Source organism: Streptomyces sp. NPDC020489, from assembly GCF_044386545.1.
Taxonomy (GTDB): domain Bacteria; phylum Actinomycetota; class Actinomycetes; order Streptomycetales; family Streptomycetaceae; genus Streptomyces.
The window spans coordinates 165,744-183,721 of record NZ_JBIRUZ010000011.1 but is presented as its reverse complement, the minus strand read 5'-3'; the positions used below and the strand labels follow the sequence as shown (position 1 = coordinate 183,721).

General features: G+C 72.2%; 14 protein-coding genes. 9 read left to right on the top strand and 5 right to left on the bottom strand.

Translation table 11 applies throughout. The features are described from left to right. Window positions 1-53: 53 nt before the first annotated feature. Complete coding sequence (locus tag ACH41F_RS28290; RefSeq protein WP_391232521.1) at window positions 54-1,211, top strand: D-alanine--D-alanine ligase; 1,158 nt, start codon at window positions 54-56, stop codon at window positions 1,209-1,211. A gap of 42 nt (window positions 1,212-1,253) precedes the next feature. On the opposite strand, the gene ACH41F_RS28285 is transcribed toward ACH41F_RS28290, so the two are convergent. Together ACH41F_RS28285 and ACH41F_RS28280 are read right to left on the bottom strand one after the other, a co-directional pair. Next, window positions 1,254-1,757 (bottom strand): DUF3515 domain-containing protein, encoded by a 504-nt coding sequence (locus ACH41F_RS28285; protein WP_398838024.1) that lies wholly within the window; start codon window positions 1,755-1,757, stop codon window positions 1,254-1,256. A 20-nt stretch (window positions 1,758-1,777) separates the two neighbouring features. Continuing rightward, complete coding sequence (locus tag ACH41F_RS28280) at window positions 1,778-2,011, bottom strand: Lrp/AsnC family transcriptional regulator (RefSeq protein ID WP_020121007.1); 234 nt, start codon at window positions 2,009-2,011, stop codon at window positions 1,778-1,780. A gap of 206 nt (window positions 2,012-2,217) precedes the next feature. On the opposite strand from ACH41F_RS28280, the gene ACH41F_RS28275 reads away from it, so the two are divergent. After that, window positions 2,218-3,183 (top strand): thiamine-phosphate kinase, encoded by a 966-nt coding sequence (locus ACH41F_RS28275; protein WP_391232518.1) that lies wholly within the window; start codon window positions 2,218-2,220, stop codon window positions 3,181-3,183. Further along, a complete protein-coding gene (gene thiD / locus ACH41F_RS28270; protein WP_398838022.1) occupies window positions 3,180-3,980 on the top strand; it encodes a bifunctional hydroxymethylpyrimidine kinase/phosphomethylpyrimidine kinase in 801 nt (266 codons plus the stop codon). The genes ACH41F_RS28275 and thiD overlap by 4 nt, the downstream gene beginning before the upstream one ends. 192 nt (window positions 3,981-4,172) lie before the next feature. Here the strand turns inward: thiD and rpmB are convergent, their stop codons facing one another. Continuing rightward, window positions 4,173-4,358: a 50S ribosomal protein L28 gene (gene rpmB / locus ACH41F_RS28265; RefSeq protein WP_003993230.1), complete on the bottom strand. Its 186-nt coding sequence runs from the start codon at window positions 4,356-4,358 to the stop codon at window positions 4,173-4,175. A 259-nt stretch (window positions 4,359-4,617) separates the two neighbouring features. Between rpmB and ACH41F_RS28260 the strand changes: the two genes are divergently transcribed. Further along, a complete protein-coding gene (locus ACH41F_RS28260) occupies window positions 4,618-6,390 on the top strand; it encodes a DAK2 domain-containing protein (RefSeq protein WP_391232515.1) in 1,773 nt (590 codons plus the stop codon). Window positions 6,391-6,436: 46 nt separating this feature from the next. On the opposite strand, the gene ACH41F_RS28255 is transcribed toward ACH41F_RS28260, so the two are convergent. Both ACH41F_RS28255 and ACH41F_RS28250 read right to left on the bottom strand, forming a co-directional pair. Next, window positions 6,437-9,655: a tetratricopeptide repeat protein gene (locus ACH41F_RS28255; protein ID WP_398838020.1), complete on the bottom strand. Its 3,219-nt coding sequence runs from the start codon at window positions 9,653-9,655 to the stop codon at window positions 6,437-6,439. Further along, window positions 9,655-11,481, bottom strand: coding sequence for an HSP90 family protein (locus ACH41F_RS28250; RefSeq protein ID WP_391232512.1), 1,827 nt, complete (start codon window positions 11,479-11,481; stop codon window positions 9,655-9,657). The genes ACH41F_RS28255 and ACH41F_RS28250 overlap by 1 nt, the downstream gene beginning before the upstream one ends. 162 nt (window positions 11,482-11,643) lie before the next feature. Between ACH41F_RS28250 and ACH41F_RS28245 the strand changes: the two genes are divergently transcribed. From ACH41F_RS28245 to ACH41F_RS28225, 5 genes are all read left to right on the top strand, one after another. Further along, a complete protein-coding gene (locus ACH41F_RS28245; protein WP_398838018.1) occupies window positions 11,644-14,868 on the top strand; it encodes a helicase-related protein in 3,225 nt (1,074 codons plus the stop codon). A 77-nt stretch (window positions 14,869-14,945) separates the two neighbouring features. Continuing rightward, window positions 14,946-15,533, top strand: a complete 588-nt coding sequence (gene rsmD, locus ACH41F_RS28240) for a 16S rRNA (guanine(966)-N(2))-methyltransferase RsmD (protein WP_398838016.1) — start codon at window positions 14,946-14,948, stop codon at window positions 15,531-15,533. A gap of 26 nt (window positions 15,534-15,559) precedes the next feature. Continuing rightward, window positions 15,560-16,039 (top strand): pantetheine-phosphate adenylyltransferase, encoded by a 480-nt coding sequence (gene coaD, locus ACH41F_RS28235; protein ID WP_391233006.1) that lies wholly within the window; start codon window positions 15,560-15,562, stop codon window positions 16,037-16,039. A gap of 74 nt (window positions 16,040-16,113) precedes the next feature. Continuing rightward, window positions 16,114-17,199 (top strand): cell division initiation protein, encoded by a 1,086-nt coding sequence (locus tag ACH41F_RS28230; protein ID WP_391232509.1) that lies wholly within the window; start codon window positions 16,114-16,116, stop codon window positions 17,197-17,199. Between the two features lie 132 nt (window positions 17,200-17,331). Further along, complete coding sequence (locus ACH41F_RS28225; protein ID WP_391232508.1) at window positions 17,332-17,976, top strand: YceD family protein; 645 nt, start codon at window positions 17,332-17,334, stop codon at window positions 17,974-17,976. Window positions 17,977-17,978: the final 2 nt, after the last annotated feature.

The following is a 17,978-nucleotide window of genomic DNA, read 5'->3' as shown; positions in this document are numbered from 1 at the left end:
CCCCTCGAGCCACGCTGTATCGGGGCTCTACCACCGGGTACTCTCAACGCGATATGAGCACCGAGAACCTCCCCCAGAGCCCCGAGCAGCCGTCCCGCAAGCCGCGCGTGGCCGTCGTGTCCGGCGGCCGCAGCTCCGAACACGGGATCTCCGTGGTCACCGGCGGCGCCGTGCTGAAGGCCATCGACCGGACCAAGTACGAGGTCCTGCCGATCGGCATCACGCGGGACGGGCGTTGGGCCCTCATCGCGGACGAGCCGGACCGCATGGCGATCACCGACCGCCGTACGCCGGACATCGAGGAGCTCGCCGAGTCCCCGGAGGGCGGCGTGGTGCTCCCGGTCGACCCCGCGAACCGCGAAGTCGTCTACAGCGAGCCGGGATCGGTGCCCAAGGCCCTCGGTGAGGTCGACGTCGTCTTCCCCGTCCTGCACGGCCCGTACGGCGAGGACGGCACCCTCCAGGGCCTGCTGGAGCTCTCCGGCGTCCCGTACGTCGGCTCGGGCGTGCTCGCCTCGGCCGTCGGCCAGGACAAGGAGTACATGAAGCGGGTGTTCACCTCCTTCGGGCTCAAGGTCGGCCCGTACGTGGTGATTCGGCCCCGCGAGTGGGAGCAGGACGAGGCGGCCGCCCGCAAGAAGATCGTGGACCTCGCCGGCGAGCACGGCTGGCCGCTGTTCGTGAAGCCCGCGCGCGCGGGATCCTCGATCGGCATCACCAAGGTCGACGACCTGTCCGGGCTCGACGACGCGATCGCCGAGGCGCGGCGGCACGACCCGAAGATCCTCGTCGAGGCGGCGCTGCGCGGCCGTGAGATCGAGTGCGGCGTCCTGGAGTTCGAGGACGGCCCGCGCGCCTCGGTGCCCGCGGAGATCCCGCCGCCGGACACGCACGCGTACTACGACTTCGAGGCCAAGTACATCGACTCCACCCCGGGTCTGGTGCCCGCCCCGCTGACCCCCGAGGAGACGGCCGAGGTCCAGCGTCTCGCCGTGGAGGCCTTCGAGGCGGCGTCCTGCGAGGGACTGGTCCGCGCGGACTTCTTCCTCACCGAGGACGGGGAGTTCGTGATCAACGAGATCAACACGATGCCGGGCTTCACCCCCATCTCCATGTACCCGCAGATGTGGCAGGCGAGCGGGATCAGCTACCCGGAGCTGGTGGACCGGCTGATCCAGGCGGCGCTGCGGCGGTCCACCGGACTGCGGTAGCCACCCCGCGCCCTCGGCCCCCGCGCCCCCGGCCCCCGCGCCTCACTTGCCGAAGGGGATCGCCTTCTTGACCGGCGTGGCCATGTCGGTCAGCATCCCCGCGGTGTCGCGTCCCTTCGCCACCGTCACCTCGACGTACGCCTTGCGGTTGGCGGTGGTGAAGCGGGTCGAGCCGTCGTCCTGTTTCTCCATGAGCCACTCGACGCCGTTCACCGCGCCCGCTATCGCCTTCGGGTCGCTCCCGGTCGCCACCTCGGGGTCCACCATCTTCGGCGGCCGGGGGACACCGCAGCGCAGTATGATCGCCGGGCTTCCCCAGCCCGCCGTCAGCGCGGACGCGGGCTCGGGATCGTGCCGGTCGAGACCGTCGACCCTGTCCGGCAGGACACGGTCGAGGTTTCGGCACAGCTCGGCGACCTTCGCCGTCGGGCTGGGAACCGCCACCGGTTCACTGTCGTCTGCTGAGGAGCACCCTGTGGTGACGATCAGCAGGGCCAGGGCGGGCAGCCCGAGGGCAGTGCGGTGCCGGTGACGGAAAGAGTTCACCGGCCAAGGGTAGACGGGGGCTACAGATGGACGACCGGGCAGGTCAGAGTGCGCGTGATGCCGTCCACCTGCTGGACCTTGGCGACCACCAGCCGGCCCAGGTCGTCCACGGTGTCGGCCTGCGCTCGCACGATCACGTCATAGGGTCCTGTCACGTCCTCGGCCTGGATCACTCCAGGGATCTTGCTGATCGTCTCGGCGACGGTCGACGCCTTGCCGACCTCCGTCTGGATCAGGATGTACGCCTGTACCACGGAACCTCCAGGGCGGCCACGAGGATCATGTGGGGAAAAGGAACGCCACGGTATCGCGTCGCCACGTGCCGCGGGGAGACCTGCGGAGCCCGCGGCCTCCGCGCCGGGGTGCAGGCATGACAGAAGTTGACGGTCTCCTCGACCGTATCGAGGACACTGGTCCGGCGCGACCGGGCACGATCAGGGACAGAAGGGGCGAAAGGGCAATGAAGGGCACTGTTGGTGAGCTCGGGGAGTTCGGGCTCATCAGGGAGCTCACCTCCCGTCTCACCACCACCCCGGCGGTCCGGGTCGGTCCCGGCGACGACGCCGCGGTGGTGGCCGCTCCCGACCGCCGGGTCGTGGCCAGCACCGACATCCTCCTGGAGGGCCGGCATTTCCGCCGCGACTGGTCCACGGCCTACGACGTCGGCCGCAAGGCTGCCGCGCAGAACCTCGCGGACATCGCCGCCATGGGCGCCGTGCCCACGGCTCTCCTGCTCGGCCTGGTCGTCCCCGCCGAGCTCCCGGTCACCTGGGCGAGCGAGCTGATGGACGGCCTGCGGGACGAGTGCCAGGTGGCGGGCGCGTCGGTGGTGGGCGGGGACGTCGTACGAGGCGACACGATCATGGTCTCCATCACCGCGCTCGGCGACCTGCGCAACCAGGAGCCCGTGACCCGGGGCGGCGCACAGCCCGGCGACCTCGTCGCGGTGACCGGCTGGCTGGGCTGGTCCGCGGCCGGGTTCGCGGTGCTGTCACGCGGGTTCCGCTCGCCGCGGGCCTTCGTGGAGGCGCACCGGCGTCCCGAGCCGCCGTACCACGCGGGTCCGGCGGCGGCGGGGCTCGGCGCGACCGCGATGTGCGACGTCAGCGACGGGCTGATCGCCGACCTCGGGCACATCGCCGAGGCCAGCAAGGTCCGGATCGACATCCGCTCCGGCGCGATCGACATCCCCTCGCAGATGAACGACATCGGGCAGGCGGTCGGTGTCGACCCCATGCAGTGGGTGCTCGCCGGGGGAGAGGACCACGCGATCGTGGCCACCTTCCCGCCGGACGTGAAGCTGCCCGCCCGCTGGAAGGTCATCGGGGAGGTCCTCAACCCCTCGGCGCTGCCACAGGTGACGGTGGACGGGGCGCCCTGGACGAGCAAGGGCGGCTGGGACCACTTCGGGGACATCGAGTCGTGACGCCCGCGGGCGCGCCGCCGAGGGTGCTGACGGTCGCGGGCTCCGACTCCGGCGGAGGGGCCGGGATCCAGGCGGACCTGAAGACGATGCTCGCGCTCGGGGTGCACGGCATGAGTGTCGTCACCGCGATCACCGCGCAGAACTCCCTCGGCGTGCAAGGGGCTTGGCCGCTGCCGGTGGAGACCGTCCGGGCCCAGTACCGCAGTGTCGTCGACGACATCGGCGTCCAGGCCGTGAAGACCGGGATGCTCGCCTCGGCCGAACTGGTCGAGACGGTCGCGGAGTTGCTCGGCCGGACGGACGCCCCGGCGGTCGTCGACCCGGTCGGGGTGTCGAAGCACGGGGACGCGCTGCTGGCCGAGTCCGCGCTGGAGTCGGTGCGTCGGCGGCTGCTCCCGGTGGCGACCGTGGCGACCCCGAACCTCGACGAGGTGGCCCAACTCACCGGGGTGACGGTCACGTCCGAGGCGGATCTGCCCCGCGCCGCAGCGGCCGTGCTGGCGTACGGGCCGCGGTGGGTGCTGATCAAGGGCGGACATCTCTCCGGCGACGCGGTCGACCTCTTGACCGACGGGTCCGAGGAGCACTGGCTGCGGGCGCCCCGGTACGACAACCGGCACACCCACGGCACCGGCTGCACCCTCGCCTCCGCGATCGCGTCGGAGCTGGCGAAGGGGCGGGACGTGCCGGAGGCGGTGGCGGCCGCCAAGGAGTACGTCACCGGGGCGATCAGGGCCGGGTTCGCGCTGGGGGGCGGCATCGGTCCCGTGGATCACGCGTGGCGGTTCAGGGCGTAGGCGCGGCGCGGGTTCAGGCGTAGGTCTGGCGCCGGTCGGGGCGTGGGCGGCGGTTCAGGGCGTGCGTGCGGCGGGGTTCAGGGCACGGGCGCCCGCGCCCCTCGGCACCTGGGTACGGCAAAAAGCCGATCCACCCTGAGGTGGACCGGCTTGATGCAGCGAACCAGCAGTGGCCGCGCGCTTAGCTGTGCGTCAGCGCGAGACCTTGCCGGCCTTGATGCACGAGGTGCAAGCGTTCACGCGCTTCGGCGTCCCGCCCACCACGGTACGGACGCGCTGGATGTTGGGGTTCCAGCGACGGGACGTACGGCGGTGCGAGTGCGAGATGTTGTTGCCGAAGCCCGGCCCCTTGCCGCAGACGTCGCAGTTGGCAGCCACGGGTCACTCCAAAGACTTCAGATGCACTTACGGTCGGATCCCGGCGGGCCGGGATCGAGATCGTAGGATCAGAGATCTGAGTGGCACTGCCAGGGGAATGGCCCGATGTGTATCGGGCAACCGGAGCAGCATACAACGACTGCGCCAGCAGAACGAAACTACCATGGCTGCTCAGGGCCCTGCTCCCGGCCCTCTTCCGGCGGACACCCCTTCAAGGTCTACGCTGCCTCCCACATCCGGGCTGCTCAAGGAGGCGCAGGTGGCGCAGGTGCCGCAGACATTCTTCGATGCTCTCGCGGTACGCACCTGGTGCGGCCTGGCGTTGACGGCCCTGGGGCGGGCCCGCGAGGAGATCGACGCGATCAACGTCTACCCCGTCGCCGACGGGGACACCGGCACGAACCTCTACCTGACCATGGAGTCCGCCGCCGCGGCCGTCGAGGCCGTCTTCGAGGGCCACGGGCTCGGACCCGGAGGCCCCCGCACCGGCGCGGAGGGCGACGGCAGGCCGACGCCGGCCGACGCCGCCCGGGCGATGGCGCACGGCGCGCTCATAGGCGCCCGGGGCAACTCCGGGACGATCCTCGCCCAGCTGCTGAGGGGCATGGCCCAGGTGCTCACCGCCGAGGGTGAGGCGACTCACACCGACGGCACCGGACTGCGGCTCGCCCTGCGGCACGCCGCCGACTCCGCCCGGCAGGCCGTGGCCCACCCGGTCGAGGGCACGGTCCTGTCCGTCGCCTCCGCGGCGGCCGACGCGGCCGAGCTGTGCGACGGCTGCGACTGCGGGTCCGTCGCGCGGGCCGCGTACGCGGGGGCACGGGTGGCGCTCGCCGAGACCCCGGGGCAGCTGGCCGTGCTGGAGCGGGCCGGGGTGGTCGACGCCGGGGGGCGGGGGCTGGTCGCGGTGCTGGGGGCGCTGGTGGAGACGTTCACGGGGGAGACGCCGGGGGCGGTGGGCGTCGCGGCGCCGCACGCGCGCGGGGAGTCCGGGACGTCTTCCGGAGCGGCTGCCGGTGCGGTCACGTCCGGCTCCTCTGTCATCACGTCCCCGGTCTCGGCGGCCGGGGATGCCGAGGAGTGCGCGGACGCCCCTGCGGAGGCCGGGGGACCCGCCTTCGAGGTGATCTACCTCCTGGAGGCCGAGGACGCCGCCGTGGCCCGGCTGCGGGCGCGGCTCGACGCGCTCGGGGACTCGCTCGTCGTGGTCGGCGGCGACGGGCTGTGGAACGTGCACGTGCACGTGGACGACGCGGGCGCCGCCGTGGAGGCGGGCGTCGAGGCCGGACGGCCCTACCGGATCCGGATCACCCACTTCGGGCTGGGCGACGTCCACACCCAGGGCGGGGAGCGGGCGCCCCGGGAACGGGTGCAGCGGGCCGTGGTCGCCGTCGTGCCCGGGGAAGGGCTCGCCGGGCTGTACGCCGAGGCCGGCGCGACCACCGTGCTCGCGCGCCCCGGGGAGCCGCCCGCCAGCGGGGAGATGGTCGAGGCCGTACGGCGCGCCCACGCGCGCGAGGTCGTCCTGCTGCCCAACGACGCCGACCTGCGCCACACCGCGGCCGCCGCCGCCGAGCAGGCCCGCGCGGAGGGCATCCGGGTCGCCCTGATCCCGACGCGCTCAGCGGTCCAGGGCATCGCGGCGCTCGCCGTGCACGAGCCCGAGCGCCGCTTCGACGAGGACGTCGTGTCGATGACCTCGGCGGCCGGCGCGACCCGCTACGCCGAGGTCACCGTCGCCGAACGCCAGTCCTGGACGCTGGCCGGCATCTGCGAGGCGGGCGACGTCCTCGGGCTGATCGACGGGGACGTCGCCGTGATCGGCTCGGACGTCGTCGCCGCCGCCGAGACGGTCCTGGAGCGCATGCTCTCGGCCGGCGGGGAGCTCGTCACCCTCGTCCTGGGCGACGAGGCACCCGACTCCATCGCCGACCATCTCGAGGCACGCGTGCGGGAGACCTACCTCGCCGTCGACACGGTGGTCTACCGGGGCGGACGGCAAGGGGCGCTCCTGCTCATCGGGGTCGAGTAGACGGCCCTGCGACGCCGCGGAGGCCACCGGGCCTCAGGCCCCGCGGCTACTGGCCCTCCAGAACCTGGAGCATCTGCTCCGCCTCCGCGCGCCGGGCCCGCACCGTCTCGTCGGCGCCCGTCTCCTCGCCGCCGGTCTCCTCGCTCCCGGCGTCCGACTCGTGGGCCCCGTGGGCGTCGTAGGCCTCGTACGCCGCCAGCACCGCACGTGCGCGTGCCGCCGCCCGGTCGGGACGGCTCAGGTCCGCCTCCAGCCAGCCCGCGGCGAGTTCGGCGCCCGTGCGGCTGTGCAGGGCGTCGTCGCCCAGCGAGGCGAACACCACGACGGCCTCGGTCACCTGGGACAGGGCGTCCTCCAGGGCGGCCTGGATGGAGTCGTCGTCGGCGTCCTCGGCGGCGGACCGGGCGAGCAGGTCACCGAACTGCCGACGGGTGTGCCCGAGCTCGGCGACGAGCCGCACGCGCGCCTCCGCGTCGCCGGGGCCCGCGGCCAGCGCCTCCTCGCACGCGCCTGCCGCACGCTCCATCAACTCCCGGGCCTCGCCCTGCCCCTGCTCCGCGCGCAACGCCAGCCACGCGCGGGCGCGCAGCGACCGGACGAGGCCGTGCACGTTGCCCAGGGACAGCCACAGGTCGCCCGCGCGCGCGTACGCCCGGTCCGCCTCGACGGGCAGTCCCGCGTTGCCGAGGGACTCCGCGGCGAGGTGGGCGAGCGTCGCGTGGTCGTGCTGCTCGGGCCACAGGGCGGCGATCTCGGCCGCCTGAAGGCGCCGTTCGGCCGCCGCGCGGTGTTCGCCGAGCTCGCTGAGACAGTCGCCGAGCCACCACTGCGCCTGGACGACCGCGCCGTCGCCGTGCCGGTCGGCGCTCAGGTCCGCCAGCGCCGACTCCAGCACCTCCGCGGCCTCCGCCCAGCGTCCCTGCCGCAGCAGCAGCCCGCCGAGCATCTGCCGCGCCCACGCGCCCAGCGTCCGCGCCTCACCGGCCTCGTCGGCCCAGTGCGCCGCCTCCAGCGCGTGTTCGGCGGCCTCCTCGGCCGTTCCCCGGCCGCCCAGCACCTCGGCGAGCTGGAGGTGCAGCTGGGCCCGTCCGATCGCCTCCAGATGGGGACCGCCGTGCGTGAGCGCGGCCCGCAGCGCCCGCTCGGTCCGCGCGATGTCGCCCAGATGGTGCGCGAGCTGGGCCAACCGGGCCTCGTACTCCACCGCGAACCAGGGCAGCCCCGCGTCCACGTAACCCGCCGCGGCCTGTTCGAACAGCTCCGCGGCAGCCGCCGGCTCCCCGGCGTCCTCGGCCAGTTCCGCCAGCATCGCGCGCGCCTCCGCGGCCCGCGCGGCGAGCTGTACGTCGTCCCCGGCGCGGCCGTCGACGAGTGCGAGCACCTCCCGTACGGCGGTCTCGGCGGCGGTGCGGACCGAGGTGGCGGGGGGACGGCCGGGAGAGGGGACGGCCGGCCTGGCGCCGCCTTCGGGGAGGCCGGCGGCGTCGGAGAACTCATGGGACGCCTTCGTCCCGGCCGGCTCCTCGTGGAAGGCGACGTCCAGGCCGGGGGCGAAGGGGCTCCCCTCGCCGCCGTTCATCCCCTCCTGGATCACCGCGTCCTCGTAGGTCACCGGCTCGTCGGCCGCCGCCCCGCCCGGCACCCCGGCGTCGGCTCCCTCCGGAGCCTCGCCGCCCTCGTGCATCCGCCGCATCAGGATCCGCGCCCGGGCCATCAGCACCGACGCCGTCTGCCGTACGCCGGTGGCGTTCTCGGCGTAGAGCGCGAGGATCTCGTCGTAGGGGTCGGCGATCGCCGTGAGCGCCGCCTGCGTGTCGCCGCCCAGAGCGCGTACGAACGCTCCGCGCGCGCGTGCCGCGAGCGCCTCGCCCGGGTCGCCCGCCTGCGCGTACAGCTCGGCGGCGCGCTCGAACAGCTCGACGCCCTCGGGGCCGAGGTCCATGGCCTGGTGGTCGGCGATCTCGGCCCGGTCGCGCGGGTCGAGATCGACGCCCTCGGCCGCCCGCGCGACCGCCGCCCACGCCTCGACGGCGTGCGGGCGCAGCCCGTCCGACAGCCGCCGTGCCTCGGCGATCAGGGCCGTCAGATCCGGCTCGGCGTCCTCACGCACCGGCGGCGGGGGCGAGGACGCGGCGACGGGGGTGGCGGTCCTCGTCGTGCGCACCCCGAGCGGCAACCGCTCCACCAGGGGCTCCTGCGCCATCCGCGCGCGCGTGCGCTCGCTGACATGGGCCGTGCCGTTGCGCGCGTCGAAGCGGGCGGCCAGGTCGAGGGCCTCCGCACGCGCGTGCGCGGCGAGTTCACGGGCCGTCCACACGCGTCCGGCCGGTCCCGGCACCTGCCGGTCACCGAGGCCGAGCCCCTTCAGCCGGTCCATGAGCAGCGCCACCACGCTCAGGAACTCCAGCCGGCTGCGCGGCTGCCCGAAGTCCGTGAAGTACGCGGGGCGCTCCGCCAGCAGCTCCAGCGCGCGTGCCTCGTTGCCGCTGAGGGCGCAGAACTCGACATGGTCGGCGTACGCCCCGCGCATGCTCTCCATGGTCCGCACGAGCCGGAAACCCCGCAGGTGGTGCGCGCGTGCCTCGTCGAGGCGGCCCAGCCGCAGCAGCGGCAGCAGGGAGGCCGCGAGGGCGGTGTGCGGCTCATGGGCACACGTCAGCTCGCCCTCCAGGACCGGTTCCCACAGCCGCAGAGCCTCCTCGTCCCGGCCCTGCTCGGCCTGCCACCAGCCCTGTCCGTGCAGCTCGCACGCGTGACAGTCGGCCATCATGTCCCGGTCGGCGGCCAGCCACGCGGCGTACGCCCGCTCCGCGCGCGGCACGTCCCCGAGATGCGCGGCGACGTTGAACTCGGCGCTGCGCACCGCGCGTTCGGAGTGTCCGGCGAGCCGGTAGCGGTGCTCCATCTCGCCGAGCCACTTCTCGATGGCGGCGAGCGGCACGTGCGGCTGGTCGAGCATGCCGGCCGACACCCACTTGAACACCCAGTGCAGGGTGTGCGTCTCGTACTCGTCGAAGTCCTCGGGCCGCTCGTCCCACATGCGCAGCAGGCGCGCGAAGGGGACGAACATCTTGTCCTTCTCGGAGCTGTAGTTGTAGACCTTCAGCTGGTGCCCGAGCGCCTCGATCACCGCCAGCGGGATGTCCAGCTTCTCGGCCGCCGCCAGCAGTTGCTCCGCGCGCGCGTTGCGGGCGGGGCCCTCCGGCTGCTCCCCGTTCTCCGCCAGGGCCCGGCGCAGGGTGTCGAAGTCCGTGATCTCGCTCATCAGCGACCCTCCTCGCCGTTCGTGGCCCATTCCAGAAGGCCGATGAAGGCCCGGTTCAGCAGCGCCGAGTCGGCGGGTCTGAGCGGGCGCTGGGCCATCAGCAGCGCCTGCCCGTACAGCGACTCCGTGGCGGTGCCGATCAGCTCGGGATCGCCGAGCGAACTGACCCGCCGGATCAGGGGACTGAGGTGGTTGAGCACCAGACGCGCGCGGGGCGCGCCGCCGCGCAGCGAGCCGAGGATGCCCGCCCACAGGTCGTCGGCCTGCGCCTCGGCCTCCGCGCGCGCCTGCTCGTGCCGGGCGGCCCGGTCGTCCAGGTGCAGCGCGGGCACGGACAGGGGGCGGAAGGCGCGCAGCACGACATCGCAGCCCAGCGGGTCCAGCGCGGCCCGCGCGGCGGCCAGGAAGCCGGACAGCGCCAGTTCCTCGGCCGGGTCGACGGCGTCCAGGTGCGCGGTCACGGTGTCGGTGTCCAGCTCGGCCACCACCGTCCCCGGCCGCACCGAGGGCAGCGCCTCGACCAGGTCGCTGTCGTACGTGTAACCGCCGTTGACCACCCCGACGCCCTGCGCGGACGCGATCGGCGCGACCTGGCGGAACTCCTCCACGGTCCGGGTGAAGTGCACGACCCGGTGCCGCTGCGCGAACTCCTCCAGGGACAGCCGGCCGTCGGTCGTCTCGAAGGGCAGCCACGGCAGCATCGTGCGCAGCATGTCCCGGTCGTGCCGGGCCAGCGACTTCACGCCCAGGTGGTGCACGGACAGGAAGGCCGCCAACCGTTCCGGGTCGCCCGCGGCCAGCCCCGTCAGCCAGCCCCGGATCCGCTCGCCCAGCGCCTCCCGCACGGCGGCCAGCGTCTCGTCCTCGTACAGCGACTCGCGCGAGGCCGTCGGCCGCAGACTGTCGGTGTCCAGGACGCAGCGCACGAAGAACGCCCAGTCCGGCAGCAGCTGTTCGGCGCGCTCGGTCAGCAGCATGCCCTTGAGGTGCACGCGGTGCGTCGCGCGCGTGGCCGGACTGACCGCCGACGGCAGCACGTACGCCACCCCGCGGACCCCGGCGAGCGGCACGGTCAGCTCGATCGAGTCCAGCGGGGTGAAGCCGAACAGGTCGTGACAGTGCCGCGCCAGGGCCACCCTGCGGGTGGCGGGGGAGGGATAGGGCCGGTCCCAGGGGGCGGGGAGGTCGGTGACCGCCTCGTCGCCCACCCGGACGTCGTAGGGCAGCAGCGAGCCGAAGTCCCGTGCCAGGGTGAGCACCCGCTCCGGGGTGAGCCACTCGGCGGCCCCGGCCCGCGCCGTCAGATGCACGGTGGTGCCGGGTTCGGGCCGGGCCTCCGGCGCCAGCGTGCGCACGGTGTACGAACCGTCGTCGCTCGCCGTCCACTCCACGGGCGCCGCCCCGGGCGTGCGGGCGCTGCGGCTGACGACCCGGATCCGCTCGGCCACCACGAAACAGGCGAGCAGACCGATGCCGAACTGCCCGAGGAAGTCGGAGCGCACCTCCTGAAGGCCCTCGGCACGCTTGGAACTGCGCCCGATCGTCGCCAGCAGGGTGTGCACGTCCGCCTCGGTGAGCCCCACGCCGGAGTCCTCGACCCGCAGGGTGCCGTGCTCGGCGTACAGCCTCACCCGGGCCGGGGCGTCGGGCTGTTCGGCCCGCCGGGCGGTGATGGCGTCCACGGCGTTCTGCAGCAGCTCGCGCAGATAGACCTTCGGACTGGAGTAGAGGTGATGGGACAGCAGGTCCACCAGACCACGCAGGTCGACCTGGAACGTATGGGATGCCTGAGGGGCCTGGGATGCCTGTGAGGTCTGGGAGTCCATCGCTGGAGCGCCGCGGGTGGGGAGGTCGTCGGCGCGGGGTCGGGCGGTCCCGGTGGGGCGGTGACCGCTAGATGGCCGGAGCGCGCCATCCTAGAGCCGGAACAGCCCGCCTGACCAGGGGTTTCCCAGACGTATACGGCATTGTCAGTGCGGTGGTGTGCAATGGATCTCGTGCCCGCACTGGAAGAACCACTGAAACAGCCGCTGAAGTCAGTGCTCGGCCCCGCCACCGCGAAGGTGATGGCCGAGCATCTCGGCCTGCACACCGTCGGCGACCTCCTGCACCACTACCCGCGCAGATACGAGGAGCGGGGCCAGCTGACCCACCTGGCCGACCTCCCCATGGACGAGCACGTCACGGTGGTCGCCCAGGTCGCCGACGCCCGTCTGCACACCTTCGCCTCGGCCAAGGCCCCCCGCGGCAAGGGCCAACGCCTCGAAGTCACCATCACCGACGGCAACGGCCGCCTCCAACTGGTCTTCTTCGGCGCGGGCGTCCACAAGCCCCACAAGGAACTGCTGCCGGGCACCCGCGCGATGTTCGCCGGCAAGGTCTCCGTCTTCAACCGCCGCCTCCAACTCGCGCACCCCGCCTACGAATTGCTGCGCTCCGACGCCGAGGAGACGGTCGAGACCTGGGCCGGGGCTCTGATCCCGATCTACCCCGCCACGGCCAAGCTGGAGTCCTGGAAGATCGGCAAGGCGGTCCAGACGGTGCTGCCCCACGCCCAGGAGGCGGTGGACCCGCTCCCGGACTCCCTCCGGGACGGCCGCGGCCTGGTGTCCCTCCCCGAGGCCCTCCTCAAGATCCACCGCCCGCACACCAAGGCCGACATCGAGGACGCCCGCTCCCGCCTGAAGTGGGACGAGGCCTTCGTCCTCCAGGTGGCCCTCGCCCGCCGCCGGCACGCCGACGCCCAACTCCCGGCCGTCGCCCGCAGACCCGGGCCGGACGGCCTGCTGACGGCCTTCGACGCGCGCCTGCCCTTCACCCTCACCGAGGGCCAGCGGAAGGTGTCGAAGGAGATCTTCGACGACCTGGCCACCGAGCACCCGATGCACCGGCTGTTGCAGGGAGAGGTGGGATCGGGCAAGGCCCAGCCCCTCGACGCGTTGGTGCTCACACCCGCCGGTTTCCGGCGTATGGGCGAGGTGACCGTGGGGGACGAGGTGGTCGTACCGAACGGCGAGATCGCGCTCATCGACGGCGTCTTCCCGCAAGGAGAGCGTGACGTCTGGCGGCTGGTGCTGTCCGATGGCAGCACCGTGGAGTGCGACGACGAACACCTCTGGGTCGTCGGGACGAGCTGTGGGTGGCACCGTGGTCAGGCGCCCAAGGTCATGACGACCCGGGAGATCCGTCTCGACACGCTCAAGGCGAACGGCTCCTCGAAGTGGTACCTCCCCAGTGCCACACCCGTCGACCTGGGAGGGGATGGCACGCTTCCGCTGGATCCCTACCTGTTCGGCCTTCTGCTGGGGGACGGCTCGTTCCGGCACAACCTTCGGCTGTCTACGGCCGACGCGGAAATCCACGACGCCGCGTCCGCCGCGATTGCACCTGAATGCCGTCTGGTTCCCGTCAAGGGCTCACGGTACGACTACACCATCCAGTTGGCGCAGCGTGCTGGGGGCGCCCGTAATCCCGTGATCCAGACCTTGCGCGACCTGAATCTGTGGGGCGTGACGTCCCACGGCAAGTTCGTGCCCGACGAGTTCAAGAACACCTCGGTCAAAAATCGTTGGGCAATGCTTCAGGGCCTCCTGGACACAGACGGCACCGTCCAGAGGAATGGCCTGAGCATCTCGTTCTGTTCCGCCTCTCGCCGGCTCGCGGACGACGTCGCCTGGATCGTGCGCTCGCTGGGCGGCCTCGCACGGGTGCTGCCGAAGCGGGCCGCCTACAACGTCTCCATCGCCTTGCCCGAGGAGTACGCGCCGTTCCGGCTGGCTCGCAAGGCCGCGCGTGTGCGACGTCGGCCGAAGTACAACACCTTCCGACGTGGGGTCAGGGCCGTCGAACACGTGGGACGCAAGCGTGTCCAGTGCATCAGCGTCGCGCACCCCAGCCACACCTACGTCACCGACAACTTCACCGTCACCCACAACACGATGGTCGCCCTGCGCGCCATGCTCGCCGTCGTCGACGCGGGCGGTCAGGCCGCCATGCTCGCCCCCACCGAGGTGCTCGCCCAGCAGCACCACCGCTCGATCGTCGAGATGATGGGCGAGCTCGCCGAGGGCGGCATGCTGGGCGGGTCCGAGCACGCCACCAAGGTCGTGCTGCTCACCGGGTCGATGGGCACGGCCGCGCGCCGGCAGGCCATGCTGGACCTGGTCACCGGCGAGGCCGGGATCGTCATCGGCACGCACGCGCTGATCGAGGACAAGGTGCAGTTCCACGACCTCGGACTGGTCGTGGTCGACGAACAGCACCGCTTCGGCGTCGAGCAGCGCGACGCCCTGCGCGGCAAGGGCAAGCAGCCCCCGCATCTCCTCGTCATGACCGCCACCCCCATCCCGCGCACGGTCGCCATGACGGTCTTCGGTGACCTGGAGACCTCGGTCCTGGACCAGCTCCCGGCCGGCCGCTCCCCGATCGCCAGCCATGTGGTCCCGGCCGCCGACAAGCCCCACTTCCTGGCCCGGGCCTGGGAACGGGTGCGCGAGGAGGTGGACAACGGCCACCAGGCGTACGTGGTCTGCCCCCGCATCGGCGACGAGGAGGTGGACCCCAGGAAGAAGAAGTCCGCCGAGGACGAGGCCGAGAAGCGTCCGCCCCTCGCCGTGCTGGACGTGGCCGACCAGCTGGCCAAGGGCCCGCTCAAGGGCCTCAGGGTCGAGGTGCTGCACGGCCGGATGCACCCCGACGACAAGGACGCGGTCATGCGCCGCTTCGCCGCCGGCGAGACGCATGTCCTGGTCGCCACCACGGTCATCGAGGTCGGCGTCAACGTCCCCAACGCCACCGCCATGGTGATCATGGACGCGGACCGCTTCGGCGTCTCCCAGCTCCACCAGCTGCGCGGCCGCGTGGGCCGTGGCTCGGCGCCGGGCCTGTGCCTGCTGGTCTCCGAGATGCCCGAGGCCAGTCCGGCCCGCCAGCGCCTGAACGCGGTCGCCTCGACCCTCGACGGCTTCGAATTGTCCCGCATCGACCTCGAACAGCGCCGCGAGGGCGACGTCCTCGGCCAGGCCCAGTCCGGGGCCCGCACCAGCCTCAGGATGCTGGCCGTCATCGAGGACGAGGAGGTCATCGCGGAGGCCCGGGAGGAAGCGGTGGCGGTGGTGGCGGCGGACCCGGAACTCCAGCACCTCCCGGCCCTGCGCACGGCCCTGGACGCCCTCCTGGACGAGGAGCGGGAGCAGTACCTGGACAAGGGGTGAGGAAGGCCCCCAGGGGCGCGGTGAACCGCGCGACCAGCCACACTGAACCTGACACCACCCCCGAGCAAGGACCGAAGATGACCCGCGTAATCGCCGGCGCAGCCGGCGGTCGCCGCCTGGCGGTACCGCCGGGAAACGGAACCCGCCCCACCTCCGACCGCGCACGCGAAGGTCTCCTGTCCACCTGGCAGTCCCTGCTGGGCGGCCCCCTGGACGGCGAACGCGTCCTCGACCTCTACGCCGGCTCCGGCGCGGTGGGCCTGGAGGCCCTCTCCCGGGGCGCGAGCCACACCCTCCTCGTCGAGGCCGACGCCCGCGCCGCCCGCGTCATCCGCGAGAACGTGCGCTCCATCGGCCTGCCCGGCGCCGAGGTGAGGGCGGGCAAGGCCGAGCAGATCATCCGGCAACCGGCGCCCGACGAGCCGTACGACGTCGTCTTCCTCGACCCCCCGTACGCGGTCACGGATCACGATCTTCGGGAGATTCTCCTCACACTCCGCTCGGGGGGCTGGCTCGCGCCGGACGCGCTCGTCACCGTGGAGCGCAGCACCAGAGGCGGCGCATTCCTCTGGCCGGACGGTTTCGAGCCGCTCCGGTCCCGTCGCTACGGCGAGGGAACCTTTTGGTACGGTCGCGCCGCCTCTACGTGCGAAGACGCACGATGACCGGACCGGAGAGCGAGGGATCACAAGTGCGCCGCGCCGTCTGTCCCGGGTCGTTCGACCCGATCACCAACGGACACCTCGACATCATTTCCCGCGCCTCCCGTCTGTACGACGAGGTCTACGTCGCGGTCATGATCAACAAGTCCAAGAAGGGCCTGTTCGAGATCGACGAGCGGATCGATCTGATCCGCCAGGTCACCGCCGAGTACGGCAACGTCAGGGTGGAGGCCTTCCACGGCCTGCTCGTCGACTACTGCAAGCAGCGCGACATCCCGGCCATCGTCAAGGGCCTGCGCGCGGTCAGCGACTTCGACTACGAGTTGCAGATGGCCCAGATGAACAACGGCCTGTCGGGCGTGGAGACGCTCTTCGTGCCCACCAACCCCACCTACAGCTTCCTGTCCTCCTCGCTCGTCAAGGAGGTCGCGACCTGGGGCGGGGACATCGCCCACCTGGTGCCGCCGGTGGTCCTGGAGGCGCTCAACGAGCGGCTGCGCAAGGACTGATGGGGCTGCGGGGCTGAGGGGGCTACAGTCGTCCCGTCCGTCTCCAACACATCGGTAGAGAGTGGCGAGCACAGGTGGACGTGCAGAAGAAGCTCGACGAGATCGTCGCCTCGGTCTCGGGCGCCCGGTCGATGCCCATGTCGGCCTCGTGCGTGGTCAACCGCGCCGAACTGCTCGCGATGCTGGAAGAGGTCCGGGCCGCCCTGCCCGACTCCCTCGCCCAGGCCCAGGAGCTGATCGGCGACCGGGAGTCGATGGTCGAGCAGGCCCGCCAGGAGGCCGAGCGGATCATCTCCACCGCGCACGCCGAGCGCGGCTCGCTGATCTCCGACACCGAGGTCGCCCGCCGTTCCCGCGCCGAGGCGGACCGCATCCTCGCCGAGGCCCGCCAGGAGGCCGAGGAGATCCGCGCCGAGGCCGACGACTACGTCGACTCCAAGCTCGCCAACTTCGAGGTCGTCCTCACCAAGACCATCGGCTCGGTCGGCCGCGGCCGCGAGAAGCTCCTCGGGACCGGCCCCGGCCTCGACGAGCAGGGCTACGAGGACGAGGACGCCCCCGAGCGCAGCCACGACCCCGAGACCCTGCGCCGGGACGCCGACGCCTACGTGGACACCAAGCTGGGCGCCTTCGAGGCGGTCCTCACCAAGACTCTGGAGGCCGTCGGCAAGGGCCGCCTGAAGCTGCACGGCCGGATCGCCTCCGACGACCTCGGCGCCCTCGCCGACGACACCGGCACCGTCCAGCACTCCAGCGACGCCGACTACCTCGCCGACCTCGCGGCCCTGGCCGAACAGGACAACCGGGCCCAGGCCGAGCAGCAGTCCGTACCGCAGCAGTACGACCAGCAGCCGGCGTACGGCTACCAGCAGACGGACACCTACGGCGGCGGCTTCCCGCAGCAGCCCGCCTATGCCCAGCAGCCGGACCCCTACGGCTACCAGCAGGCCGATCCGTACGCCTACCAGGGCTACGACACCCAGCAGGCGGCCTACGACTCCGGACCGGCCCAGCACGACCAGCAGTCCCAGCAGGCGTCGCACGACCGGCAGGCGCAGCACGCCCAGCAGTCGTACGCCCTCGACGAGACCAGCCTCTTCGACACCGGCATGATCACGCCGGAGCAGCTGAGGGCCTACGAGCAGGGTCGCGGCCAGTAAGGAACCACCGGATTGGGCCGTGAGGGAAAGGTCCAGTATCCTGGCTCTTCGGTCGCGTGTACGTCCGCGATTAACGCTGCCCGGGAACACCGTGGGGCAGCGTCCCTCTGAGCTCGAAGATCGAAAGCAGGAATGGCCCTGAACGCCCGCCTCGACCACCGCAACCCTCTCGTGTTCGATACGCACGAGCTGGGGCGACGTCCTGGTGCGCTGCAGCGCCTGACCCGCGAGATCGACGCCCCCAAGGATCTCGGTATCCAGGGAGTCATCGGAGTGCCGGAAGGCGCCCCGGTGGAGCTCGAGCTCCGACTCGAGTCGGTCATGGAAGGGGTGCTCGTCACAGGCACCGCCCGTGCACAGGCCGAGGGGGAGTGCGTAAGGTGTCTGGAGCCGCTGGAGCTGGTGCTCGAAGCGGACTTCCAGGAGATGTTCTCGTACCCTGACGCCGACGACCGTGGCCGCCCCAAGGCGGAACCGGCCGACGACGCCGAGGAAGACGAGGACACGCTCTATCTCGAGGACGGCCTGTTCGACCTCGAACCCGTGCTGCGTGACGCGGTGGTGCTTGCCCTGCCGATGCAGCCGGTGTGCCAGGACGACTGCCCCGGTCTGTGCTCCGAGTGCGGAGCGCGGCTGGCGGACGACCCGGACCACCACCATGACGCCGTCGACATTCGTTGGGCGGCACTGCAGGGACTCGCCGGTTCACTCGAACCCGGCGATAAGGACGAGATCAGCGGCGCCGAACCGGGCGCCGACGAGAAGCAGGAGAAGTAGCC

What these genes read in the sequence shown, in the direction of transcription:
- ACH41F_RS28275 (WP_391232518.1), top strand. Translation starts at nt 2,218, where the DNA reads ATGAAGGGCACTGTTGGTGAGCTCGGGGAGTTCGGGCTCATCAGGGAG.
- rsmD (WP_398838016.1), top strand. Translation starts at nt 14,946, where the DNA reads ATGACCCGCGTAATCGCCGGCGCAGCCGGCGGTCGCCGCCTGGCGGTA.
- ACH41F_RS28250 (WP_391232512.1), bottom strand. Translation starts at nt 11,481, where the DNA reads ATGGACTCCCAGACCTCACAGGCATCCCAGGCCCCTCAGGCATCCCAT.
- ACH41F_RS28245 (WP_398838018.1), top strand. Translation starts at nt 11,644, where the DNA reads ATGGATCTCGTGCCCGCACTGGAAGAACCACTGAAACAGCCGCTGAAG.
- ACH41F_RS28290 (WP_391232521.1), top strand. Translation starts at nt 54, where the DNA reads ATGAGCACCGAGAACCTCCCCCAGAGCCCCGAGCAGCCGTCCCGCAAG.
- ACH41F_RS28225 (WP_391232508.1), top strand. Translation starts at nt 17,332, where the DNA reads ATGGCCCTGAACGCCCGCCTCGACCACCGCAACCCTCTCGTGTTCGAT.
- ACH41F_RS28255 (WP_398838020.1), bottom strand. Translation starts at nt 9,655, where the DNA reads ATGAGCGAGATCACGGACTTCGACACCCTGCGCCGGGCCCTGGCGGAG.